The sequence below is a fragment of the Spiroplasma endosymbiont of Atherix ibis genome (assembly GCF_964020005.1).
In the GTDB taxonomy this organism is placed as follows: Bacteria; Bacillota_I; Bacilli_A; order Mycoplasmatales; family Mycoplasmataceae; genus Spiroplasma_A.
Genome location: NZ_OZ026474.1, coordinates 427,626 through 452,276 on the forward strand (window position 1 = coordinate 427,626; position 24,651 = coordinate 452,276).

Below are 24,651 nucleotides of genomic sequence, written 5' to 3' on the forward strand. Positions count from 1 at the left end.
AATGACAAAAGACATAAATTTTAGAAAAGATGCTGCATCTAATAAGATGTATCCTAAAATAGAATTAATAAGAATTGTTAAAAATAAAAATGGTGAAGTTTTTATAGATAATACTAAAAAAGCTCATGGTAGAGGAGCCTATATAAGACCAACACTAGAAGCTGTTGAAAAAGTTAAGAAAACTAAAGCTTTAGAAAGAAATTTAAGAACTACTTTAAATAATGAATTTTATGAAAAACTTATAGATGAGGTAAAATTAAATTGGGATTAGATTTAGATAAATTATTAGGTTCTTTAGGAATAATTTCATCTACTGGTAAATTAGTTTATGGAAGTAAATTATTTGATCAAATTAAAAATCAAAAAGTTAAAATTATATTTACAACTTCTGATATGGGAAAATCTCAATTAAAAAAAATTAATGATAAAGCTAACTTCTATAATATAAAAATTATTAATAATTTATTTGATTCTGAAAAGTTAAGTAAAGCAATTGGTAAAACTAATATTAAAAGTGTTGGTGTTTGTGATGAAAATTTTGTAAAGTTACTTTTAAATAAAATTGAATAAGAAGGGAAATGTAGTTATGGCAAAAAAAACTAAAACAAATAGTAATAATAACAATAAAATACAAGCCAAAAACAAATCCAAAGCACATAGTGCTAATTTAAAAAGCCAATTAAAACAAACAACTGAAACAGGATTAATTGATGGAATTTTTGTTTATACAGAACCATTATCAATAGCAGATTTTGCAAAAAAATTAAATAAAGGTCCTGCAGAAATTGTGAAGTGATTTTTCACAAATGGTTCAATGGTAACTCAAAATCAGATTCTTTCAGAAGAACAAATGGGAGAATTGTGTATTGAGTTTGGATATGACTTTAAAAAAGAAACAACAGTTACAAAAGAAAATATTTTTGAAACTTTTAATGAAAAAGATGATCCAAAAGATTTAAAAGAAAAACCACCAATTGTTACAATTATGGGACATGTTGATCATGGTAAAACTACTTTGTTGGATTCTATAAGAAATGCAAATGTAACTGATGGTGAATTTGGTGGAATTACTCAACATATTGGAGCTTATCAAACAACAATTAAAAATAATAAAATAACTTTTATTGATACTCCTGGTCACGAAGCTTTTACAGAAATGAGAGCAAGAGGAAGTGAAGTTACAGATATTGTAATTTTAGTTGTTGCAGCAGATGATGGGGTTATGCCTCAAACAGAAGAAGCTATTGACCATGCAAAAGCAGCTGATGTACCTATTATAGTATTTGTAAATAAAATAGATAAACCTGGAGCAGATCCAAGTAAAGTAAAAATGGAATTAATGAATTATGGTATTGTTGCAGAAGAGTATGGTGGAGATATTCCATTTATTGAAGGATCTGCAAAATCAAAAATGGGTTTAGATAATTTATTAGAAACAATTTTATTAATTTCAGAACTTAAAGATTTAAAAGCAAATCCTAATAAATTTGCTCGTGGAACAGTTATTGAAGCAAAATTAGATAAAAATAGAGGACCAATATCTACTATTCTTGTTCAAGAGGGAACTTTAAGAATGAGAGATATACTTATAGCAGGAGGTACTTTTGGTACTGTTAAAGATTTGGAAAATGAAAATAAGTCTAAATTAAAAGAAGTTTTACCAGGACAACCAGCTGTTGTAATAGGATTAAATGAAGTTCCAAAAGCAGGGGATAAGTTTATTGTAGTTGTAGAAGAAAAAATGGCTAGAGATATTGCTAAAGCTCAATTTGAAAAACAACAAAACGAAGCAAGACAAAAAAATCAAACATTCACTTTAGATTCAATTAAAAATAAAATTGAATCTGGTGAATTAAAATCAATTAATATTATTTTAAAAGCAGATACACAAGGAACTGTTGAAGCTGTTAGAAATTCAATGTTAAAAATTAGTATTGAAGGTGTAAAAATTAATGTTATTAGAGCAACTGTTGGTGCGATTTCAATAAGTGATGTTACATTAGCATTAGCATCTGATGCTCTAATCTATGGATTTAATGTTAGACCAACTGCTCAAGTTAGACAAAAAGCAGAAGAAGATGGAGTTGAAATAAGACTTCACAATATTATTTATAAATTAATTGAAGAAATTGCAGAAGCTGCAACAGGTATGCTTGATCCTGTTTTTGAAGAAAAATCACTTGGAGAAGCTGAAGTTAGACAATTATTTAAACATTCACAAGTTGGAACAATTGCAGGTTGTAGAATTATTAGTGGAGTAGTTCCGCGTGGTTCTAAAGTACATATTTTACGTGATGGTATAGTTGTTTATACAGGAGAATTATCATCATTAAAAAATAAAAAAGATGATATTAAAGAAGCAAAAGAAGGCGCAGAATGTGGACTTACAATAAAAAACTTTAATGATTTGAAAGAAAATGATATTATAGAAGCATATAAGATAGAAGAGGTTAAATAGTTATGGCAAAAGATATTAAAATTGAAAGAAATCAGTCAACTATTTTAAGAGAATTAAATTTGATTTTACAAAGAGAATTTCCAGATTGTGAATATTTAAATTCACTTATAATTCATGAAGTAAGACTATCAAATGATATGAGTCATGCTAAAATATTTTATTCATTTTTAGATTCATCAGCAGATCAAAAAGCTGTTCAAGCTGAAATTAATGAAAATTTAAAAGAAATTAGAATGATTTTAGCAAGTAAAGTTGAAATGAGAAATGTTCCTGAATTAACTTTTGAATATGATAAAACTTTAGAAAATGCTAATAAAATTGAAGAAATTTTAAAAGAAATTAAATAAAAAAAATCTGCATATTTGCAGATTTTTTTTATTTAAATAGCAATTTATCAGTTAATAATTGAATTCTATTAGTTGTGAGTGTGAATAAAACAATTGCAAATAAATCAAACACCATAAAGGCCAGTCAAGAATTTATAAATTGTATAAATCCATATACTGTTCCAAATTCAATATACATTCTTATAAAACTTAGAAATGCTGAACTTAATGGTCCAAAAACAAATACTATAAAAGCTGAGAATATAAGAGATAAATTTTTATTTAAAGAACGCTCTTTATTATAAACTCGAAAAATTTTATCGTACATTAATCAAAACAGTAATACTCAAATTGCTAATCCAATTCCATATGTGAACCTAAATAATAGGCTCATACCTCAGATTAGAAATTGAAGTAAACTATCTAACAAACCTATTATCATACCCCAGTATATACCTACCACTTGAAAGCTTATAGCAATAACAAAATATTTTAAGACAAATCCTACGTTTACACCATTTATTACTAGTGGAATAACAACATTTATCATACTAACTAGCTGTGGATATACTTAGTAACAAACTGACAAGAGTTATTTTTAGAGTCTCACTCTTAAACCTTGTTCGTTTGTTTGTTTTGTTAAGTTTGCTGATTTCATAATCAATATCTATTTGATCAAAATTACTAATCAAATTAGATTCCTGATTATTTTCATCAGTTTTCTTCATCGGTTAATTTCTCCTTCTAAACAAACAATTGTGCAGAATTCAATATATATTCACCTCAATTAATATTATATTATAATATATAAGGTATTGGAGAGTATTATGCATAGTTTCTTTTTAAAAAAAATAAATTTTGATGTTTTTGAAATTGAAAATGAAGATTTTCATCATATAAAAAATGCAATAAAATTAAAAGTTAATGAGCAAATTATTTGTGTATATGAAAATCAAAAGTATTTATGCACTATTAGTAGTATTTTAGAAAATTCTTATTTAGCTAAAATAGTTTCAAAAATTAATTTTTCTGAAAAGAATTATAAAGTTAATTTAATTATAGGCTTAATCAGAGAACAAAAATGAGATTTTGTTCTTCAAAAAACTACAGAATTAGGAGTTGATACTATAATTCCTGTTGAATTTAAAAGAAATGTAGTGAAAATTGATCCTAAAAAACAAGAAAATAAAATTAATAGGTGGTTGTCAATTTGTTCTAGTGCTGCAAAACAATCAAAAAGAAGCAGTATTCCTAAAATAACAAATTTAGTTAAAGATTTATCAGAATTAAATAAATATAAAGCAGATTTAAATTTAGTTTGTTGAGAAGAGGAAAAAAATAATTTTGTTAAAACTGAACTTAAAAAAGAATTTAAAACAATAAATATAGTAATAGGACCAGAAGGAGGAATAAGTGTTGATGAAATAGATAAATTAAAATCTATGGGCTATATTATGGTTAGTTTAGGTGATAATATAATGAGAGCAGAAACAGTTCCATTATTTTTATTAAGTTGTTTAAATTATGAAAAAGAGGTTTAAATTATGAATGAAAATTTTAGTAAAATGATCACATCTGATTTAAAAAAAATTAATAATCAAATTCAGACTTATTCTATTGATAAAGATTTTAAAATTTTTATCAATAAAAATATAAATTTTATTAAAAGAAAACTTAAAAATTTAGTTCAAATTAAAACTCATGGTTCTTATGCAACAGGACAAGTATATAAATTTGAAAAAGTATTAAATGTTGATTTATTAGCAATTAAATATGTTAAAAATAGTACTTATAAATTATATGAAAATCAAATTGAAACAAAAACTCATTTTAAAAACTGTTGAATTTGCAAAACTAATGAAGATATTTATAAAATTCTTGAAGATATTTATAAAATTTCAGAGGATGTAAAAATTAGTTGAAATGAGAAAAAAAATATAGATTCTAATTTAATAGATCCAATTCTTTTTAAAGATTCTTTAAAAATTGAATTTTATAAAGAAAATCAATTAGGATTTTCTATATTAATTAGAACTACTATTAAACATAGTGAATATCCATTATTAATTTGTAGTAAAAAAATCTATAAAAGAAGCTTTACTTTAGAATATTTAAAAAAGTTTAGAACTTTAAATAGTTTATTAATTAAAAAATTACAAATTCTATTTTATAAAATAACAAAAAAATTTAAAAAAATCTTAACAAAAAAAGAATTACTTATTTTAAAATTATCTATAATATCAAATATTCAATATAGTTTAGTAAAAAATATTTATCTACAAAAATGACTTGATCTTTCATTTTATCATTATTTTTTAAATGAAAAAAATGTTGATAGTGCTTTTGAATCAAAAAACTTATATTATAAAAGACAAAAAAAAATATCAAAATTTTATAATTCTTTTAAATTGAAAAATTTAAAATGAGTTTTTATTAAAAGTTATTCAAATACAAAAGAATTTTTAAATAAGTATTTGGAATATTCAAACAATTTTATTAATAATAAAAATGAGTATATAAAAGAGAATTTTTATTTTTGATATAATTCTATTGCTTATTTAAAAAATACAATAGGTTCATCAACCATTTCAATTAAAAAAGAAAATCAAAAGTTTGATAATTTAGATATTCAAATTTATTCAAAAACTATATATCCAACTGATAAATAAAATGGATTGTTTTTAATATTTTTACAGTATTTTAATTTTGAAATAGAATAGGATTAATATGAAATTAAATAAAGATATATGAAAATTTAATATTACAGTAAAAAAATTAACTTCTGAAAATAAAGAAATTATTGAGAAAATTAATTTTTATTTTAATGAACTGAAAGATTTATTTTTTAAAGAAAAAATTCATTTAAGAAAAGTAGGGGATTTTTCATATAATTCTTATAAAGAAACCGAAAAGAATTTTAATCTAGATATTTGTGCTATAAAGTATATTTCAAAATCAACTTTTGATTTTAACAAATTTATGGATTTAATATTAGAAGTTTCTAAAAAATACAAAGGAATTCCTGAAATTCGTATAATTAAAAATTATTTAAATTTAATTTTTAATTTTAGAAATAAAAAAATAAATTTTAGAATTGTTCCTATTACTGTAAGAAAAAATAAAGAAAAATTTATATGTAAAGTTAATAGAAATGACAGAATTTATGAAGATTTAATCTTAAATTTAACATCTGATTTTAAAAATGCAAATAAATTAAGCTCTGGACTATTAATTTCACTAAAAAGAATTATAAATTATATAATGAAAGGTGAATTTAATTACTCTTATGATATTGATTATCTTTTATTAAGATGATTTTATGAATATATTTCAAAAACATTGGAAAATTTTATTTTCAAAAAATATAATAAAAAAGAATTAGATTTAAATATTGAAAAATTTATGAAAGCTGAAAATTTTAGAAAATGAATTAAAAAAAATGTAAGTTTTTTAGATCTTACAAATTTTATTTTTTTAAAGTTAGATTCAAAAAATACATATTATTTTAGTGAGTTTGATTTTAGATATGAAGAAATATTTGAAGGAATATCTAGATATTCTATAAATTCTAATTCGAACTTTAAATTACCTATAAATTATTTATCAGAAATTAAATTATTTGATACAAATTTACTTAATAATAAAATTTATATTCAAAATAATCTTTCAAATGAAAATTGTTTATCATTAGTATCATGAGAAAAATTTAAAAATGAGAGTTAAAGATATATAGTATCTCCATTAATAAAAACTGGTATTTCTAATTGACCTATGTTTCAAAAATGATTAACTGTTAAATCAAATGAATTATATATGAAATTAAACTCAGATTTAAAATCAGAAATTAAATCTACAAAACAAAGAGAAGCAATGAGTGAATTAAATCAAATAGCAAATGAATGATTAACAAAATATAGCTTAAAATTAAAATATTTACAACCTTATTTTGATAAAAAATATCCTTTTGTATCAAATTATAAAATTGAACAGTTAGTTTTACTGATTATTCAAACAATTGATAAAATTGATTCAAAACAATGAATAATAAAAAATGATAACTAATAGTAATCATCATCGTCATTATATTTATTTTTTATTAAATAATTATTTCTTTTTTTAATATAGTCTTTTTCTGGTTTTCCAATTTCATGATATTTATCACGACTTGCTTTAATTCTTAATTTTTTAAGTTCTTCATCACAATAAACTCATGTTAATCACACTATATGAAAGTGTCTTAAATATTTAATTTCTCTTTCATTATACATTTCAAAACTTAATGCTTGTGCTTCTCTTTGAGCATAGTCTATTCATTTTTGAGGATCAATATTTTCATTATATGCTTCTTTTGCCAATGCTTGATAAGATAATGCTTTTTTTACAATTATATCCTCTAAAGACTGAAGTGTATTTGCAATTTCTGTAACAATTGCTTGATCGGATTCATCATAAGATTTAAATTGATGTTTTGATAAATAAAACATTTTGATGCTTAGATTACTTGCAGGATTACCTCAAGTACCTAAGTGTTCTCTTTCTGAAATGATTTTAAATTCTGTTTCAATTTCTTTAAAAAACTCTGATTTAATTTGCATTACATCACCGCTCTATCCCAACATTAATTATATTATAACATATTTTTTTAAAAAATTAACAGTCTAGAGTTAAAGCAGTTGTATAATAATATATGTAATAATTTGGAGGTGGCTATGATGGCTAATAAGTCAGGAATTTTTTTAATAAATAAACCACAAAATATAACATCAAATGATTTAATTCAAAAAATTAAAAAAAAATTAAGTATAAATAAAATAGGTCATGCAGGAACATTAGATCCATTAGCAACAGGTCTAATGGTTATTTTAATAAATCAAGCCACTAAGATTTCTAATTTTCTTTTAAGTAGTGATAAAAGTTATATTGTTACAATGAAATTATTTGTTCAAACAGATTCACAAGATATTACTGGAAATATTGTTGAAGAAGAACCTTTTAAAAAAATTTCAAAATCCTTAGTTAAAAAGATTATAAAAAAATATAATGGTTATATATATGATCAATATCCACCAGTATATTCAGCTGTTAAAGTAGATGGAAAAAAGTTATATGAATATGCAATAAAAAATCAAGAAGTTGTTATAAAACCAAGAAAAGTTACAATAAAAGAATGTGAGTTAATAGAGTTCAATCAAAAACTTGGAACAATTAAATTAAAAGTTAGATCAAGCAAAGGAACTTATATTAGAAGTTTGGTTTCTGATATTGCAAAAGATTTAGAAACTATTGCAACTGTTTCACAACTTGAAAGAATTAGTTCTGGAGGTTTTTTACTTAAAAATGCAAAAGGAATTGATGAAATTAAATTTTCAGATTTAATTAGTATGTACGATTCTTTAATGATTAATCAACATCCTATTGTAGAATATCATAGAGTAAAAGATATTAAACAAGGAAAAACTATTACATTGACTGGAATTAATTACCCTATAGTTTTTATCATAAATGATAAAAAAACTGTTATTGCAATTTATAAACATATTGCACATGATTTATATAAGTGTCAAAGAGGACTGTGAGATGAAACTCCTTTAGAAGAATTAACAGAGGCTGAAAGGAATGGCTATTATGATTAAAGTTGAAACATTTCTAAATAAAGAAGAAATGTTTAATTTTAATATTGTCAATAATATAATATGTATTGGATTTTTTGATTGAATACATAAAATGCATAAAAAAATTATTTTAAAGACTAAAAGTATCTCAAAAATAGAAAAAACAACTTGATCAATAATTACTTTTTCAGAGAAAATTTCAGATTTCATTAATAAAAAATCAAATTGTTTTCAATCAAAAGAGCAAAAATATAATCTAATCAAAAAAAAATATAATCCAGATTTTTTGTTTGAAATACAAGTTAATAATGAAACTATTAAAAAATCACCTAAGGAGTTTTGTGATTTCATAAAAACTAAATTAAATGTAAAAAAAATTGTTGTTGGCAGTGATTTTAGATTTGGTTTTAAAAATCAAGGAGATATAGAATTTCTTCAAAACTATTTTGGAAAATCAAATATTATAATATTTGAAAGAGTTAAAGGAATTTCATCAACATTAATTAAAGAAAATATATCTTTAGGAAACATTAATAAAATAAAGCAAATTTTAGGTAAAAATTTAGTTGTTAGTTTAAAAAAAGTTCAAAAAAATAAGTATTTAATTCAAGATTTTAATATAATTTTGTCAAAAGGAAATTATTTGATTAAAATTCAAAAAAATATTCAAAAAGTAGAAATAATAGATAATATAGTTTATCTTAATAACTCAGATAATATTTTAGAAATAGAAATTTTGGAAAAGTTATAGTAAAAATCTTTTTTTTTGCTATAATTTTTTTGTATTGATGTTTTTACGTTGAAATGATTTTACCCTAAATTATTTCTTTGTTAAAACAAATTCAATCAAGATTAAAAGGGGGATTTAGACATGGTTTCTAAAGCACAAATTGAAAATATAGTAAAAGAATATGGTTCAAATCAAAATGATACTGGTAAAGCAGAAGTTCAAATTGCAATTTTAACTCAAGATATTCAAAATTTAAATGAACACTTAAACATACATAAAAAAGATATTACTTCAAGAAGAAGTTTATTAAAAAAAGTGGCTCAAAGAAGACATTTATTGAGTTTTTTATTTAAAAAAGATTTTGAAAGATACAAAACAATTATTGAAAAATTAAAAATTAGAAAATAAGTATATTTATTTAAGTTACATAAATATAAGTAGATAAGTTTGAAAAAATAATGTATAATTAAATCATATTTTGATATAAAAAATAAATTTTTATCAAAATTTAATATTTTTTATTAGAAAGACGGTGTTATTACATGGCAACTGCAATGAAAAAACCAGCAGCTAAAAAGACTACTACTAAAAAACCAGATAAAGCTGCTGTTAAGAAAGCTGCTTCAAATAAAAGTAGAGCAGTACATATTCAAACTAGAAAGAAACCTAGTGATCCAAAACCAGAAAGAATTATTAATAAAACTATTAAATTAACTGATGGTCAAGAAAAATTCATATGAGAAAAAGCAGATCCAGTTTCAGCAACAAATGCTTCTATTTATAGACAAGATGTAGCTGGAGCTATTATGAGAGTTAGTGAGCATTGACAAGCTTCAGAATTTGGTTGAGTTTATAGTTTAATTGATCCAGAAGGAGAAACAGATGATGTAAATAACGTTGTTGCTATGCATTGAATGAATGCAAAAGTTAAACGTAAAGCATTAGAAGCTTGAACAGCTGTAGTTACAGGTGGAAGAGATATAACAGGTTTATTTAATCAGAAAAAAGAAGTTAAAATTCCTGGTATTCAATTAACAAAATCAAGAAAAACAGTTTTATTCCAATCATCAAGAGTAGAACCTAGAAAAGTTAATATTCAAATTAGAACAGTAACTGGCAAAAAATAATAAAAAAATTCTACTTTAGGTAGAGTTTTTTTATTATATAATAAGTTTGTCCTTCGGGACACCAAGAATATTTGTTATTCTTTAAGTTTGCGTGAGATTTTAAAAACCGCTCAATAAATAAGTATTTCCTTTCTCATGCAATTTATAGCGGGTGGGAATATTTTTTTTGTTTATTTGTTTTTTTAGAAAGGTTATAACAAATTGTGAATAAAATAATAGTAATAGTTGGACCAACCGCTAGTGGTAAAACCGATTTATCAATTAAAATAGCAAAAAAATTTAATGGTGAATGTATTAACTCAGATTCAACACAAATTTTTAAGGGAACAGATATAGCAACAAATAAAATAACTAAAGAAGAAATGCAAGGAATAAAACATCATTTAATTTCAATAAGAGAGGTTAATGAGAAATATTCTGTAGCAGATTTTCAAAAAGATGCTAGAAAAAAAATTGATGACATATTGAAAAAAGGTAAAACCCCAATAATTGTTGGAGGTACTGGATTGTATGTTAATGCTGTTTTAATGAATTACAATTTTGTAAATAAAGATCATATAAAAAATTTTGAACAAAAATATAATCATATTTCAAATGAAGAAATTTGACATATTTTAAATTTAAAAGATAAAGAAGAGGCAAAAAAAATTTATTTTAATAATAGAAAAAGAGTTATTAGAGCATTAGAAATAATTGAAATTAATAAAGGTATTGAAAAAACAAAAATTATTAAAAATAATAAAAAATATTTTTATAATAATTTACTAATTATTGGATTATTTCCACAAAGAGAGAAATTATATAGTAGAATAGATAATAGGGTATTTATTTTGACGGAACAAGGTTTTTTTAAAGAAATTGAAAATGCTTACAAAGCAAATAATTTTAATAAAAAGGCTCAAGCTCTTAAATGCATAGGCGGACCAGAAATTATAAGATATCTTGAAAAAGAAATTACTTATGATGAATGTATAAAATTAATGCAAAAAAATAATAGGCATTATGCAAGAAGGCAATTAACTTGATTTAAAAATCAGTTAGAAAATATTAAATGATTTGAACATAGTTATGAAAATTATGATCAAATTACAGATGAAATAGTTGATTATATCAAACTAAATATTTAGTTTTTAAAATTAAATACAAGTTAGGAGACTTATTTATGTTATCTGTATACGAGCGTGTAGAGAACTTAATTAAGGACAATAAAAATACTACTTTTAAATTAATAGGAAAGCAAATTCTTGCTGACTGATCAGTTGGAATTTTTAAAACTCAAAATGAGATTAGTGAATCTTGTTTTGTTTCTTTAGCAACAGTCACACAATTTGCAAAAGCATGTTTGTGTGAAGGTTATAAAGAACTTTCTATTAGATTAAAAGTTGAGTATGAAAATGTTATGCAAAATCAGGCAAAAAGTGTTATTGGAAATGAAATAGAGCAAGTTGGAATGAGAGCGGTCATATGCCAATGAGCAAATGAAAATGATGATTTTTTAATTGATTTAGCTAATAAAATTAATGAAAAAAGAAAAGTTTGAATCTGTCCATCATATCAATCAATGTATCCAGCTAAATTTTTAGAAGATGTGTTGATAAATATTGGAATTCAAACAAAAATAATTGATATGTCTTTTAATTTAGAAATAGGAAAACATTTGGAGTTTAATAATGAATTAATAGTTATTTTACTAACAGGAAGAGATACTGAAACAGTAGTAATTGCTTTAGAATATCTTCTAAAAGGTAATAACGATCTTTACATTATAACTACTCCAAGTAATATATCAGAATTTCCTCAAATAAGAGAATTAAAACATATGCTTATAAATTTTCAAGATAATAATTTTTTTTATAAGTATAGATGTTATGCATTAATTACATTGTTCTTTGCATTAAGTGAAAAAATAAATTAAAAATATATAAATCTAAAAAACAAAAAAATGTTGTAAAAGTATTGACATCTGCAAATCAATTATATATATTCATTAATGTAATTAATTTGCGGGTGTAGTTTAATGGTAGAACTTCAGCCTTCCAAGCTGACTGTGAGGGTTCGATTCCCTTCACCCGCTCCATTAAGAAATTTCAAATCCCTTATGGGATTTTTTTATTTATAATTATAAATAGAATTTAAATAGGTGAGAAAATGAAAACTAATATTTTTAAAGATTTTAATGAATTAAGAACTCCTTTTTTTAGAAGTTTTCTTTTTTTACTAATTGAATCAATATTGCCAGGTCTAATTATCTGATTAACTGTTGGATTTGATTTTAATTTTACACTAAATAATAAATTACCATATCCAAAAGTAGGTTATGTTGCATTAATTTGTATTGTTTATTTTATATATACTTTTTTATTGACTTATATATTTTATAAACTTAAATGACATGAAGTAGATCATTTTACTTTTGCATTTTTAATAACTTTGATTTTAATATGTATTATCATGTTTGGCAGTTTTATGAGTAATCATAATTTATGAATATTAATAAAATTTATTTCAATATCTTTAATAGTTGTCTTATTAACTCCTTTAATTGTTTTTATAACAGCTCTTATTAGAAATAATAATTTAAAAAAACAAGAAGAATTTGAAAAAATATATGAAGCATATAAAAATGGTGAAATAATACCATCTAACAAACTTTTGAAAGCTCAAAGATATCAAAAATACTTAATTAAAAAAGAAACTAAAAAAGCGGAACTTGAAATATTTAAAAAGAAACTTGATCAAAAATTTAAGTTGGAACTTGAAAATCAAGAGCAAAAACAAGATTTGAAAAAGCAAAAAATAATTAGTAAACTTGATAAAAAAGAACAAAAACAAAGAGAAAAACAGAAAGATTAATAATGCTTTCTGTTTTTTAATCTATTTAGTTTATTTTTATATATTATTTTAAATTCTTCATTATTTTGTTTTTCAAACATAAAGTAAGCTCAAAAAGTTCATAATAAATCTTGATATTTAATTATTTTATTTAATGTATCTAATTCAGTTATTGAAATTATTTTTCTTTCAATACATTTATTTATAAAATAATTTATTAATTTTTCATCATCATTTAAAGTTTCAGTTATAAAACTAGCAAGATCAAAAAATTTATTATTTAACATTACATAATCATAGTCTATAAAAATTAATTTATCTTTTTTAATTAAAATGTTACCTGGAACTAAATCATTATGACTTAAAACTAAATCTAGTTTATTAAATATTGATTCATAATTTTTAATTTCATCAATATAGTAATCATAAATTTCTAATTTATTTATAGTATTATCATGAAATTTATTTAAAAAATTTACATATTCAAACTTTTTTATTTTAGCTGAATTTATATTTAAATTATGCATTTTAATAATATTTTCAATAACCATATCTACTATTTTTTCTGTTAAATTAATTTTTTCAAGAGAATGATAATTTTTTAAAAATTTGTATTGTGAAATTAGTTCTTCTTTCTCTCAATAAAAATTAATAGGGTTTAACAAGCAGTCTTGTTTTAACTTAATTAATTGTTCCAAAAAATTATATTCGTTTTGCTTATCTAAATAAATATTATGAAAAAAAAGAGATTTTTTTATCACGATTTCATTTTCAACAATAATTTCATTTGTATATCCTTTAAATTTCATTTTTTTTACCTCATAATATTATAATATTATAATATTATTTAGAAAAAGGAGTTAATTAGATGAATGTAATATGATTTGCCTCACAAAATGAAAGCAAAATAAAAGAATTAAAAGAACTTATACCTGAAATGGAAATTAAATCTCTAAGTGATTTAAAAAGTAATCTTGATATTCCTGAGAATGAACCAACTTTTGAACAGAATGCTTTATTTAAAGCAAAAGTTTTATCAGAATTAGTAAAAGGAATTATAATAGCAGATGATTCAGGATTAAGCATTCCTGAATTAAACAACTTTCCTGGTATTTATTCAGCACGTTGAGCTAATCCTGAAAAAGATTGAAATAATATAAATAATATGCTTTTAGAAAAGTTACTACAAAATGGATTATTAAATGACCAACAAAGAAGAGCTTTTTTTACATCATCTATAGCTTTTATTGATAATAATAAGAATATAGAAAAAATATTTACAGGAGTTATAAATGGTGTAATTGTATCTAAACAAATTGGTGAAAATGGTTTTGCTTATGATAAAATTTTTAAACCTGATGACTGTAATAAAACTTTTGCAGAAATGTCAAAAGAGGAAAAAAATCTAATATCACATAGAAATATTTCTATTGGAAAATTAAGAAAATACTTAAAAGATAATAATTATTTTTAAAAGGAGTTAGTTATGAGAAAAATTAATATAGTTTTGTTTGAACCAGAAATAGCAGATAATGTAGGAGCTATTATGAGAACATGTGCATTAACAAATGCCAAGCTTCATTTAATTGAACCTTTTGGTTTTATTTTTGATAAAAGAAACTTTGCTAGAAGTAGTGCAAATAATTTTGAAGGTTGTGAATATTTAAGATATGATGATTGAAATCATTTTAATGATGTAAATCAAAATCCTAATTTATTTTGTATGACAAGATATGGTAAAAAACCAATAAGTGATTTTGATTTTTCACAGATAGATAATGAAATATTTATAATGTTTGGAAAAGAATCAACAGGAATTCCAAAAAGTATATTAAAAAATAATATTGATAAGTGTTTTAGAATACCAATGATTGCTAGTGGAAGAAGTTTAAATATTGCAAATTCAATGGGAATTGTAACATATGAAGTTTTAAGGCAATGAAATTACTTAGACTTGTCAAAAGTTGAAGTAGAAAAGGGAGAAGACTATCTTGAAAGAGATTAATAAGTTATAATAAAATTTGTATGTAAATAGGAGGTACAATATGAAATTTTCAGATTTTGGATTTAAAAAATTTTTAAATGATGCATTAGAAGAAATAAATTTTATTTATCCAACAAAAATTCAAGAAAAGGTTATTCCTCTTATAAAGAAGCATAAGTCAGTAATAGCACAATCACATACAGGAACAGGAAAGACTCACTCTTTTTTATTGCCTATATTAAATAATATTGACTATAATGAAACAAATAAAATACAATGTTTAATTGTTACTCCAACAAGAGAACTAGCTAGACAAATTTTTAAAAATACTAAAGAACTTTTAAAATTTAATGATAAAGCAAAAGTTGCTTTATTTGTAGGTGGAGATGATATTGAAAAATCAGTTCAAAATGTTAAAACAAAACAACCAACAATAGTTATTGGAACTCCTACAAGATTAAAAAAAATGTATGAAGAAGGTAATTTATTTATAACTACTGCAAAGTATGTTGTTATTGATGAATGTGATATGATTTTTAATCTTGGTTTTATTGATGAAGTAGATTTAATGCTTTCAAAAATGAACAAAAATGTTAATATATCTTTGTTTTCTGCAACAATTGATAATAGTTTAAAACCATTTTTAAAAAAATATTTTTTAAATTCAATTTTTATTGAAACTATGGATTCAAATCCTACAAACAAAAATATAAAACATATTATTATTTGAACAAAAAATAAAGAAAATAAAGATATTTTAAGAATAATAGTAAATTCAATAAATCCATATATTTGTATGATTTTTTTAAATAAGAAAGATCAAATAAAGCCAATAATAAATTTATTAAATCAGTTTGGAATTAAAAATGTTGCAGAAATTCATGGAGATTTGGATTCTAGACAAAGAATAAATATGCAAAAAAGAATTCAAAATGGAGAATTTAAATGAATTGTGGCATCAGATGTTGCAGCAAGAGGAATTGATATTGATGGTGTAAGTCATATAATTTCAATAGATTTACCAAAGGATCTTAATTATTATATTCATAGAAGTGGTAGAACAGGGAGAAACCAATATTCTGGTGAGAGCTATGTTTTATTTAATTCAACAAATCAGTATAAAATTGATGAACTTAAATCAAAAGGCATTCAATTTGAAAATTTTAAACTTGTAAATAATCAATTACAATTAGTAAATGTAATTAAAAAGAAAAAAGAATTTAATGTAGATTTACCAATAAATATTGAAACAAAAAAAATTATAGATAAGTATAAGAATAAAAAAGTAAAACCAGGATATAAAAAACGTAGAAAAGCTGAAGTTGATCAAGTAAAAAAAGAAATTAGAAGAAAACATATTAAAGAGTCAATTGCAAAAATTAAAAAAGATAAGTATAAAAAACGTAGAGAAGAATTATTTGATAATTAAAAAAAATATTAAGTTTCTATAATATTGATAACTTTGCAAAAATTATAGGTAATGGAGAATTAATTTTTTAAGATTTAAAAGAAGAACTTAATATTTTTTCTAAATATAAAATAAAAAGTTTGAAATTATTTTACAAAATAATTTTAACATAATCTTTAAATCTAATATCAAAAAAATAAAAAAAATAATCTTTTCATTCTTTTTTTTATTTTTATTTAAACAATAACTAGTTCTTGTTTTATAATTATATGTAAATGAGGTACATTATGGATATCACACAGAGAATCAAAAAATTAATATCAGAAATTTCATATCAGGTTTATGAAAAAGAAACAATTTTTAGACTTGCAATGCTTGCTTTGCTTGGAGAAGAATCTATATTTTTATTAGGTAAACCAGGAATTGCAAAATCATTGATTTCACGTCGATTAAAGTTTGCAATTAAAGATGGAACAAATTTTGAATATTTAATGAGTAAATTTTCAACACCAGAAGAAATTTATGGTCCAATAGATTTAAGATTACTTAAAGAAGGAAAATATGTTAGAGTTGTTGATTGTTATTTGCCTTCATCAAATGTAGGATTTTTAGATGAAATTTGAAAAGCAGGTCCAAGTATTCAAAATACTTTACTTACAATTATTAATGAGAAAATATTTAGAAATGGTGGATCTGATATAAAAGTGCCATTAAAACTTTTAATTTCAGCATCTAATGAATTACCTGCAGAAGGTGAAGGATTGGAAGCTTTATTTGATCGTTTCATTATTAGATATATTGCTAAAGGATTAAAAAAACAAGAAAACTTTGAACAATTACTTGATGGAGAATCTTCACTTGATGTTGATGTTGATCCTAAGTTACAAATTTCTATTGAAGAATTAGAAATTTGAAAAAAACAATCTAAACAAATAAAAATTAGTAGAAAATCGTTAGATTTTATTCATTACTTTAGAAAAAAACTACTAAAAGATACTAATGGACAAGCATATATTTCAGATAGACGTTGAAAAAAAATATCTGGTTTAATAAAAACTAGTGCATTTTATAATGGACGATCAGAAACAGATATAGCAGATTTATTTGTTATACCTTATTGCATTTGAGATAATGAAGAACAAGAAAAACAATATTTTAAGATTTTCTTTCAAGCATTTTTAGAACAATTTGGATTAGAATGAAGAAATGAAAAGAAAAATTTAATGAATCAAATTGATTCTATTAACTCTCAAGTTGGACAAATTGAAGCACAATATTTAAGACTTACACCATATACAGATATATTTAAAGGAGCACTTAGTGGTACTTATTATTTCATTAACTTTACTGATGGGGGAGATACTTACAAGTATTGCTTTATTTCAGCAGGAGATTGAAATAAAATTAGAAATTTACCAAATGAAGAGTTTGAAGTTGATTTACACTTTGGAGCAAATTTAAATAAATATGCAGGAAGTCAAAAAACTTTAGTTAAAGCTTATAAATCAGATCAAATTTTATTTGTTAGAGAAAACAAAAAATATTTATTACAAAATGATAATCCATCAGAGTTTAATGCAAAAATGACTAGCTTAGCAGATCAAATTATAGGTTTGGAAAAACAATATAAAGAAATTTCTGCAAAAATGTTTAAAGAGTATAAAAAGTATATGAATATGAATTGTATATTTTTTGAAGATATTTATAATGAAAAAATAGCAGAATCTTTTGATACAAAAACTAAAAAACAATTGGAAAAAGAAAAAGAAAAAGCTGATGAATTAATAAGTGATATTGATAATTTAGAATTTGATATGGAAATGTAATTAATTAAAAGAAGGTGACTATTATGCATTTTGATCTAGAAAACCCAATAAGTGAAATCAAGCAAGAAATTGAGAAACTTAGAAGAAAAGATCTTAATAATAGTGAATTTCTATCTTTTAAAAAACAACATGAATATGCAGCAGAACAATTAGATGATAAAATTAATAATTTTTATTCTGCTTCTAATTTATCAACAATTAAACAAATTAAATTACCTGAACCTATAAGAAAAGAAATTATTTATTACAATTATATTTCTGAAAAATTTGATGAAGTTAGTTTTTCACAAAATTTAAATTTAATTCAAAATAAACTTGAAGAATTTGATTCACCATTTTCAACTTATATTGATACAATGAGATGAAAAATTGAAAATGGTTATTTAGAGTTGAAAGATAGAGATTGATTAACAGAGTTTTTTAAGACTTGAACTTTTATGTTAACTAAAAGAATTGTTGATTATAGAATGAAAGCTGTTGAAGATTTAAGATACAATTATTTAGTTGAGATTTATTCAATTATTAAAAATTATGGTAAATATGCAAAAATTTATAATACTATGTATGATGTTTTTGGAAAATTTGCAAATATTGAAGATGAACTTAGAAACCAAAATATTGAATCAATTGCTAGATTTGCAGAATCTCTATATAAAGATCCTTCTATATTAATAATTGCAGAAATGTTAGGTAGATTAAATGGTGAAGATGATTTAATGGAAATTAATATTATTGAGCAAGTTGTTACTTATCCTACACAAGCTAAATTACCTTATAATCCAGAAGAAATTGTTGGTTTAACTGTTTCAAAAGATTTAGAACGACTATTGCCAATGGAATTTGCAAATCTTTTTGATGAAGAATTAGAAATAATTTTTTATAAAAAATTTGTTGAAGGTCAATTACAAACGTTTTTATTTGAATCTAATGAAAATATTATTGATCATGAAATTGAAGAAGTTGAATATGAAGCACCTATTCCATTAGAACAAGGTAAATTTATTATTTGTATAGATACATCAAGTTCTATGGAAGGAGCTGGAGAGTATATTGCAAAAGCACTTTCAATTGCTGTTGCAAAAGTTGCCTTAAAAGAATATAGGGATTTGATTTTTGTTAACTTTGCAAATCAACATGTTGAAGAATTTACAATAAAAGGAAGAAATGTAAATATTCAAAAAATGTTAGAGTTTTTGTCTAAGTCATTTTATGGTAAAACAAATGCTAAACCAGCATTTGAAAAAGTTATTGAAAAAATGCATTCAGAAGACTTTAAAAGAGCTGATTTATTATTTATCTCAGATTTTATGATGAATTCACTTCCAAATTCAACAAGAGTTAAAATTGCAAATTTAAAGGATAATTATAATAGATTTCATTCTCTTGTAGTTGGAACGATGCCAAATATTGAAACTCAAGAAGTATTTGATAACATAATGTATTATGATCCAAATGATCCATTTGCAACAAATCAAATTGTTAAATCATTAAATGAAACTTTAAGAGATTTAAGAGAACTTAAAGAAGAAGAAGTTGCTTATCGTGATGAACAAATTAATAAATTAAATACAATTAGAGATAAAAAACGTTTTAGAGAAATACATTTGGATGTTCCTAAATCAAAAAAATTAGAAAAACAAAAACAAAAACTAAAAGAACTTGAGCAAAAAAAGCATCAAGCAAAAGTATAGGAGATAAAAATGATAGTAAGAGAAAAATCTAATTTACTTGTAGTTTATTTAGAACAAGGTGAAGAAATAGAAGCTCAAATTAAAAATATAATAAGAGAGTATAAGTTAATTGATGCAAAAATATCTGGATATGGTTATTTAGAAAGAGTTGAATATGGAGTTCTTTCACAATCAGATCCATTCTTCTTATCAAAAATTTTAAAAGAGGGATTGATAACTGTTACAAATATAAATGGAATGATTGATAATCGTGAACCTTCTATAATGATAACTTCAGTTGATGATAAATTTGAACGTCATCAAGGAAGGTTAATTAAAGGAAATGTTATAAATTTTTTCAATATAATTTTAGAAATATATAAAACTGAATAAAAGTCAAAAATTAATCAATATTTTAATATTGATTTTTATAGGACTTTTATTTTTTTTATTAATATTAATAAAAACTTTAAATAAATGAATAAAGTCATTTATTTGCTAGTAACTATTTTTTATATTGTAACTATTAGTTCAATACTAGTATTTATGACTTAGAAATTTTTAAAAAATAAAAAGATTCTTTTAAAAATTGGAGTTGATATTGATAAATATTTGTATGAAGTTAATTTTGAAAATAAAAAATATTAAATTAATTTAAAAGTAACTAATAAAATAAGTTACAAATAAAGTTTTTTATTATATTTTATATTAAAAAACTAAATTTAAACTAAATTTTTATTTTTTCCATAAAAATATAGTGTTTTTCCAGAGATTTTAGTATAATTAATTTAATCTTTATATTTGCACTATATTGCAAATAATAGAGGTAATAGAGAAAAAAATAAGAGGTGACTAAGAAATGATAGGTATTATTTCAACAGCATACTTTACAGTTAAAGATCGTCCAGGAATCAAAAATGTAAAAAAATATTGGTGAAGAAATATGGTTATTCAACATGTTAAATATAGAGGAAAATCTTTCATAATTGCTACAATCGGTTATGGAAAAGCAAATGCCGCTATGGCAATTACTTATTTAATGGAAGAATATTCAAATTTAGAGACAGTAATAAACGTTGACTTAGCTTTATCAACAAATGATAAGTTCGATACAACAGATACAGTTATGTCTACAAAATTCATCTATAGAGATGCAGATTTGACAGTATTTAAAGATATTAAATATGGACAAATAGTTCATGAACCAGAAGCTTATGCTTTTAATACTGAATTTGCAAGTCAAGTTAAAAACTTTAAATTAGGTGTATCAGATGGTATTGTAGGTACTGCTGATATGTTAGTTTATAACTCAAAACAATTCAAAGAAATGGTTGACAAATATGGTCAAACAATTGACGTAATTGATACAGAAGCAGGAGCATTAGTTCAAATTGCTAAAAAATCAAGTCTTAATTTTATGACAATGAAAATTATGTATAACAATGCATTATCACCATGAGATAATGATCCATTACATAAATTTAAAATCTATGAAACAACTAATACTTTAAAGTATTTATTGGCAAGATTATTTAACTTATTATCATCAAAATATGTATTAGATTTCACAAAATTATCAAATGATGAATTAGAAGTTATTCACGAATTATTTGAAATGGAACACGATGCATGAGCAACACGTTTCAAATCAAATGTAGCATCATTAATTTCAGGTTTAGGACCATCATTAATGTTAGTTGATAAAAAAGGAATTACTCCTGAAGCAATTGATATTGTTGAAGTTATGAAAACTAAAATTGAAGATGAAGGACCAAGTAAAGTAATTTTAGGAGAAGATGAATGAAAAAATGCTCCTAAAAAATGATTACGTAAAATGATGTTTTTAACAAATATTAGTGTAAACGATGATGAATTATTATGAAATAAATCAGCTAAATATGATGTTAAAGCAGCAAAAATTTACACAATTGAAGATGTATGTAAAGCAGTTTCAAAAGTTATTGCTGATCTTTCACAAGATAAATCATCATATACTTATGATGGAGCAACAGTACTTAAAAAACACTTGTTAGTTACTGTTGATGCAGCAATTTCATTCTATATTACACATAATGTAACACATGAATTTGTAGAAAATCCACATCATGGTTCAAAATTAGTAGCAAATGAATTTGTAAAATATTTAAATACACAATTAGCAGAGGTTGAATCACCTTACGAAAAAGTTGTTGTTTATTTCAAAATACCAACAGTAAGTTCTTCAAAATTACCAATTTTTGTTCAAACAAAAACAAAAGCAAATCAACCAATTGTATTTGCAGGTTACTCAGCAAAAGATCAAAAAACTTATACAGTTGTAGACATTATTAGAAATGACTATGATCCATTAAAAGTAGGATCATTTAAAGTTACAGTTCGTTTAAAAAACTTATAGAAACTATTAAAAATCACTATTGTAGTGATTTTTTTTATTTTTTAGTATATAGTTATTGTTATAAAAAGAGGAAATTTTATGGCTAATAAAAAAACTAAAAATATATCTAATAATCAAATAGATGATACTGTTAGTCTTGCTATGGAAGAATTGCTTGAATTAGCTATACTAGAATTTAAAAATAATGAAAATTTAGAAAATAATAAAAATAACTCTAATAATTTAGATTTAAAAATAGAATATAATGATGATGAAAAGGATTTTAATCCAACAGATTTAAGTTCAATTATAATACATGCTAAAAAAGTTGAACAGAAAAATAATCAATTAAAATTAGTTGATCCATATAAAAAAGTTGAAAATGATATAATTTCAAAAGCTAAAAATGAAGGAAAATCAATTTATGATGCTGATGTTTTAAGAGAATTACTTTTGCAAAGACAAAAGAAAAAATATGAAACTGAAGGATTATCAAGTATAATTAACAAAATAAAAAAATAGTTTTATAAAATTATTTATTAAACCAGTATAAGATTAACTGACTTTGAAGTAGTAAAGGAACAAAAAAAATGGATAAAAATAAAGTAGATATGAATGAGTTAAGCAATGAAATATCAGATTCAGTTGATGAAATGCTAAAAGATCAAAAAGTAGAATTTCAATCAACACAAGAAAAAAGAACAATTAATAAATTAGCTAAAGAACTTAATAAAGGTAATACAATTGATAGAGATTTATTACTTAATTTTGAAAATAAGGTAATGTCTCAAAGAGAACAACAACTTTTAGTTAAGCAATATTTTAGAACTAAATTTTTTAAAGATTTTTTTCAAATTTTTCTTGCTGCCTTTCTAACTGCATTAACATTTGACTATTTTATTTCTGTTACAGGAAGAGCAGGACTATTTCCAGCAGGATTAGGAGCGATTGCTCGTTTTTTTGCTACTTTAACTTTTCCAGGTAGGAACCAAGTTGATATGCAATCATCTTTTTATTTTATTTACTATTTAATAATAAATATCCCTTTATTTATTTTTGGTTATATAAAATTAGGTAAAAAATTTACCTTTACAACATTTTTATTTGTAATCTTGCAAATTGGTTTTGACCAAATTTTTCAAGCATTACCATATATTAATCCTAAAGAATTTCATTTAATTGTTAATTTTCAATTAATTTCAAGAACACCAGATTCATGAAATACGGGTATATGATTGTTTATTTTTGGTTCATTAGGTGGTATATTATTAGGTTTTTCATATTCAATTGTTTATAAAATTGGTGGTTCAAGTGGAGGATTAGATTTTTTAACAGTTTATTTTTCAAATAAAAGTAATAAACCATTAGGATCATTAAATAGAAAAGTAAATTTATTTATTTTGGCATGTGTTATTGTTTTAAATACACTTATTATTCCTTTAGAATTAATTAATTCAGATATTAAAATTGATATTCTACAAAATGGAAATTATATTAATAATCAAAAATTAATAGAATCAATGTGAAACTATGCAATGAAAAATGGAGATATTATAGGAGATGGAATTACTACAAATCACCCTGTTTTTGCAGCTTGATTTCCTACTGGATTGCCTTCAACTTTTACAAAAGATCAATATAATTATTTAGTTGAATTTGTATGCAAAAATGGATATGGAACTGATTTGTCAAATATTGATAAAGGTTTAGTTGCAAAAATTAAAATATTGTTTGTCTTTGGACCATCATTGTTTGCATCATTTACTCTTGTAATGTGTGCTGGAATGTCAACAAATTACTTTTATCCAAAATATACAGTGAGAACTTATATGATTACAACAAATGTACCAAAAGAAATTAATAAAATGTTATTAGATAATGGTTTTCAAAATGATATTTTAACTTGAGATAGTATAAATAGAATTAATGGGAACTATCTACATAGAAGTGTGATTATGGTTGCTATGTCCGTGATGGATTGAGAAAAAATTGAAAAAAAAGTCTTTATGGCTGATCCTCATGCTAAAGTCAATGCAATTAATACAAAAACTATTAAGGGATTATTTAATTACGAAATTAAAAAGAATGATGATAGAGATATTATTAGAACAAAAATTGAAACTGATGAGCTTGAAAAGGAAAAAATTAGACAAATTGCTATTGTTAGAGCATATAAAGAAAATGAAAAATTAATTAAGAAAAATCAAAAAAGAAAAAATAAATCAAAAAAATCAGAATTAGAAAAAAAATAAATTTTTATTTATTTTTTTTTAATTATTTAGCAAAATTAGTTAATTTATTATT

General features: G+C 22.8%; 28 protein-coding genes and 1 tRNA gene. 25 read left to right on the forward strand and 4 right to left on the reverse strand.

Annotation, left to right across the window (positions count from 1 at the left end; all coding sequences use genetic code 4):
- Nucleotide 1 precedes the first annotated feature (1 nt).
- The 4 genes from rnpM to rbfA are packed head-to-tail and all read left to right on the forward strand — an operon-like array spanning nt 2 to nt 2,805.
- Nucleotides 2–271: an RNase P modulator RnpM gene (rnpM, locus tag AACK92_RS02350; RefSeq protein WP_339021589.1), complete on the forward strand. Its 270-nt coding sequence runs from the start codon at nt 2–4 to the stop codon at nt 269–271.
- A complete protein-coding gene (locus AACK92_RS02355) occupies nt 262–570 on the forward strand; it encodes a 50S ribosomal protein L7 (protein WP_339021590.1) in 309 nt (102 codons plus the stop codon). The genes rnpM and AACK92_RS02355 overlap by 10 nt, the downstream gene beginning before the upstream one ends.
- A gap of 16 nt (nt 571–586) precedes the next feature.
- Nucleotides 587–2,458, forward strand: a complete 1,872-nt coding sequence (gene infB, locus AACK92_RS02360) for a translation initiation factor IF-2 (RefSeq protein ID WP_339021591.1) — start codon at nt 587–589, stop codon at nt 2,456–2,458.
- A gap of 2 nt (nt 2,459–2,460) precedes the next feature.
- Nucleotides 2,461–2,805: a 30S ribosome-binding factor RbfA gene (gene rbfA, locus AACK92_RS02365; protein WP_339021592.1), complete on the forward strand. Its 345-nt coding sequence runs from the start codon at nt 2,461–2,463 to the stop codon at nt 2,803–2,805.
- Between the two features lie 28 nt (nt 2,806–2,833).
- On the opposite strand, the gene AACK92_RS02370 is transcribed toward rbfA, so the two are convergent.
- Both AACK92_RS02370 and AACK92_RS02375 read right to left on the reverse strand, forming a co-directional pair.
- Nucleotides 2,834–3,334, reverse strand: a complete 501-nt coding sequence (locus AACK92_RS02370; protein WP_339021593.1) for a hypothetical protein — start codon at nt 3,332–3,334, stop codon at nt 2,834–2,836.
- 1 nt (nt 3,335) lies between these two features.
- Entirely contained in the window at nt 3,336–3,512 is a 177-nt protein-coding gene (locus AACK92_RS02375) for a hypothetical protein (protein ID WP_339021594.1), read from the reverse strand.
- A 99-nt stretch (nt 3,513–3,611) separates the two neighbouring features.
- Between AACK92_RS02375 and AACK92_RS02380 the strand changes: the two genes are divergently transcribed.
- From AACK92_RS02380 to AACK92_RS02395, 4 genes are read left to right on the forward strand one after another with little or no spacing between them, the layout of a single operon-like run.
- A complete protein-coding gene (locus tag AACK92_RS02380) occupies nt 3,612–4,325 on the forward strand; it encodes a 16S rRNA (uracil(1498)-N(3))-methyltransferase (protein WP_339021595.1) in 714 nt (237 codons plus the stop codon).
- A 3-nt stretch (nt 4,326–4,328) separates the two neighbouring features.
- Nucleotides 4,329–5,453, forward strand: coding sequence for a hypothetical protein (locus AACK92_RS02385; protein ID WP_339021596.1), 1,125 nt, complete (start codon nt 4,329–4,331; stop codon nt 5,451–5,453).
- A gap of 58 nt (nt 5,454–5,511) precedes the next feature.
- On the forward strand, nt 5,512–6,507 hold the full coding sequence (locus tag AACK92_RS02390) for a hypothetical protein (protein ID WP_339021597.1): 996 nt from the start codon (nt 5,512–5,514) through the stop codon (nt 6,505–6,507).
- Between the two features lie 48 nt (nt 6,508–6,555).
- The gene (locus tag AACK92_RS02395; RefSeq protein ID WP_339021599.1) at nt 6,556–6,846 is read left to right on the forward strand and encodes a hypothetical protein; all 291 of its coding nucleotides are present in this window, start codon (nt 6,556–6,558) and stop codon (nt 6,844–6,846) included.
- On the opposite strand, the gene AACK92_RS02400 is transcribed toward AACK92_RS02395, so the two are convergent.
- On the reverse strand, nt 6,843–7,379 hold the full coding sequence (locus tag AACK92_RS02400; protein ID WP_339021600.1) for a hypothetical protein: 537 nt from the start codon (nt 7,377–7,379) through the stop codon (nt 6,843–6,845). The two genes, AACK92_RS02395 and AACK92_RS02400, sit on opposite strands and share 4 nt — an antisense overlap.
- 114 nt (nt 7,380–7,493) lie before the next feature.
- On the opposite strand from AACK92_RS02400, the gene truB reads away from it, so the two are divergent.
- The 8 genes from truB (at nt 7,494) to AACK92_RS02440 (ending at nt 13,106) form a co-directional block, all read left to right on the forward strand.
- Complete coding sequence (gene truB, locus AACK92_RS02405) at nt 7,494–8,417, forward strand: tRNA pseudouridine(55) synthase TruB (protein WP_339021601.1); 924 nt, start codon at nt 7,494–7,496, stop codon at nt 8,415–8,417.
- Complete coding sequence (locus AACK92_RS02410) at nt 8,410–9,147, forward strand: hypothetical protein (protein WP_339021603.1); 738 nt, start codon at nt 8,410–8,412, stop codon at nt 9,145–9,147. The genes truB and AACK92_RS02410 overlap by 8 nt, the downstream gene beginning before the upstream one ends.
- Before the next feature lie 120 nt (nt 9,148–9,267).
- Nucleotides 9,268–9,534, forward strand: a complete 267-nt coding sequence (rpsO, locus tag AACK92_RS02415) for a 30S ribosomal protein S15 (protein ID WP_339021604.1) — start codon at nt 9,268–9,270, stop codon at nt 9,532–9,534.
- A gap of 134 nt (nt 9,535–9,668) precedes the next feature.
- A complete protein-coding gene (locus tag AACK92_RS02420) occupies nt 9,669–10,253 on the forward strand; it encodes a hypothetical protein (protein ID WP_339021606.1) in 585 nt (194 codons plus the stop codon).
- 203 nt (nt 10,254–10,456) lie between these two features.
- On the forward strand, nt 10,457–11,380 hold the full coding sequence (miaA, locus tag AACK92_RS02425; protein WP_339021607.1) for a tRNA (adenosine(37)-N6)-dimethylallyltransferase MiaA: 924 nt from the start codon (nt 10,457–10,459) through the stop codon (nt 11,378–11,380).
- Between the two features lie 35 nt (nt 11,381–11,415).
- A complete protein-coding gene (locus tag AACK92_RS02430) occupies nt 11,416–12,168 on the forward strand; it encodes a hypothetical protein (protein ID WP_339021608.1) in 753 nt (250 codons plus the stop codon).
- Nucleotides 12,169–12,256: 88 nt separating this feature from the next.
- A tRNA-Gly gene (locus tag AACK92_RS02435) sits at nt 12,257–12,330 on the forward strand.
- A gap of 71 nt (nt 12,331–12,401) precedes the next feature.
- Nucleotides 12,402–13,106, forward strand: a complete 705-nt coding sequence (locus AACK92_RS02440; RefSeq protein WP_339021610.1) for a DxFTY motif-containing membrane protein — start codon at nt 12,402–12,404, stop codon at nt 13,104–13,106.
- On the opposite strand, the gene AACK92_RS02445 is transcribed toward AACK92_RS02440, so the two are convergent.
- Nucleotides 13,103–13,894 (reverse strand): phosphotransferase family protein, encoded by a 792-nt coding sequence (locus tag AACK92_RS02445; RefSeq protein WP_339021612.1) that lies wholly within the window; start codon nt 13,892–13,894, stop codon nt 13,103–13,105. The two genes, AACK92_RS02440 and AACK92_RS02445, sit on opposite strands and share 4 nt — an antisense overlap.
- A gap of 59 nt (nt 13,895–13,953) precedes the next feature.
- On the opposite strand from AACK92_RS02445, the gene rdgB reads away from it, so the two are divergent.
- The 9 genes from rdgB to AACK92_RS02490 all read left to right on the forward strand — a co-directional run bounded on the left by rdgB (nt 13,954) and on the right by AACK92_RS02490 (nt 24,599).
- Nucleotides 13,954–14,559 carry an RdgB/HAM1 family non-canonical purine NTP pyrophosphatase gene (gene rdgB, locus AACK92_RS02450; protein ID WP_339021614.1) on the forward strand — a complete coding sequence of 202 codons (606 nt, stop codon included), beginning with the start codon at nt 13,954–13,956 and terminating at the stop codon, nt 14,557–14,559.
- Between the two features lie 6 nt (nt 14,560–14,565).
- The gene (locus AACK92_RS02455; RefSeq protein ID WP_422397884.1) at nt 14,566–15,090 is read left to right on the forward strand and encodes a tRNA (cytidine(34)-2'-O)-methyltransferase; all 525 of its coding nucleotides are present in this window, start codon (nt 14,566–14,568) and stop codon (nt 15,088–15,090) included.
- A 40-nt stretch (nt 15,091–15,130) separates the two neighbouring features.
- Nucleotides 15,131–16,498: a DEAD/DEAH box helicase gene (locus AACK92_RS02460; RefSeq protein ID WP_339021618.1), complete on the forward strand. Its 1,368-nt coding sequence runs from the start codon at nt 15,131–15,133 to the stop codon at nt 16,496–16,498.
- Nucleotides 16,499–16,764: 266 nt separating this feature from the next.
- A complete protein-coding gene (locus tag AACK92_RS02465; RefSeq protein WP_339021620.1) occupies nt 16,765–18,303 on the forward strand; it encodes an AAA family ATPase in 1,539 nt (512 codons plus the stop codon).
- A 23-nt stretch (nt 18,304–18,326) separates the two neighbouring features.
- A complete protein-coding gene (locus AACK92_RS02470) occupies nt 18,327–19,994 on the forward strand; it encodes a hypothetical protein (RefSeq protein WP_339021621.1) in 1,668 nt (555 codons plus the stop codon).
- 9 nt (nt 19,995–20,003) lie between these two features.
- The gene (locus AACK92_RS02475; protein ID WP_339021622.1) at nt 20,004–20,366 is read left to right on the forward strand and encodes a PCC domain-containing protein; all 363 of its coding nucleotides are present in this window, start codon (nt 20,004–20,006) and stop codon (nt 20,364–20,366) included.
- A gap of 466 nt (nt 20,367–20,832) precedes the next feature.
- Nucleotides 20,833–22,368 (forward strand): cytoskeletal motor fibril protein Fib, encoded by a 1,536-nt coding sequence (fib, locus tag AACK92_RS02480; protein ID WP_339021624.1) that lies wholly within the window; start codon nt 20,833–20,835, stop codon nt 22,366–22,368.
- Nucleotides 22,369–22,446: 78 nt separating this feature from the next.
- Nucleotides 22,447–22,869: a hypothetical protein gene (locus AACK92_RS02485; RefSeq protein ID WP_339021626.1), complete on the forward strand. Its 423-nt coding sequence runs from the start codon at nt 22,447–22,449 to the stop codon at nt 22,867–22,869.
- A 68-nt stretch (nt 22,870–22,937) separates the two neighbouring features.
- On the forward strand, nt 22,938–24,599 hold the full coding sequence (locus tag AACK92_RS02490; protein ID WP_339021627.1) for a YitT family ABC transporter: 1,662 nt from the start codon (nt 22,938–22,940) through the stop codon (nt 24,597–24,599).
- Nucleotides 24,600–24,651: the final 52 nt, after the last annotated feature.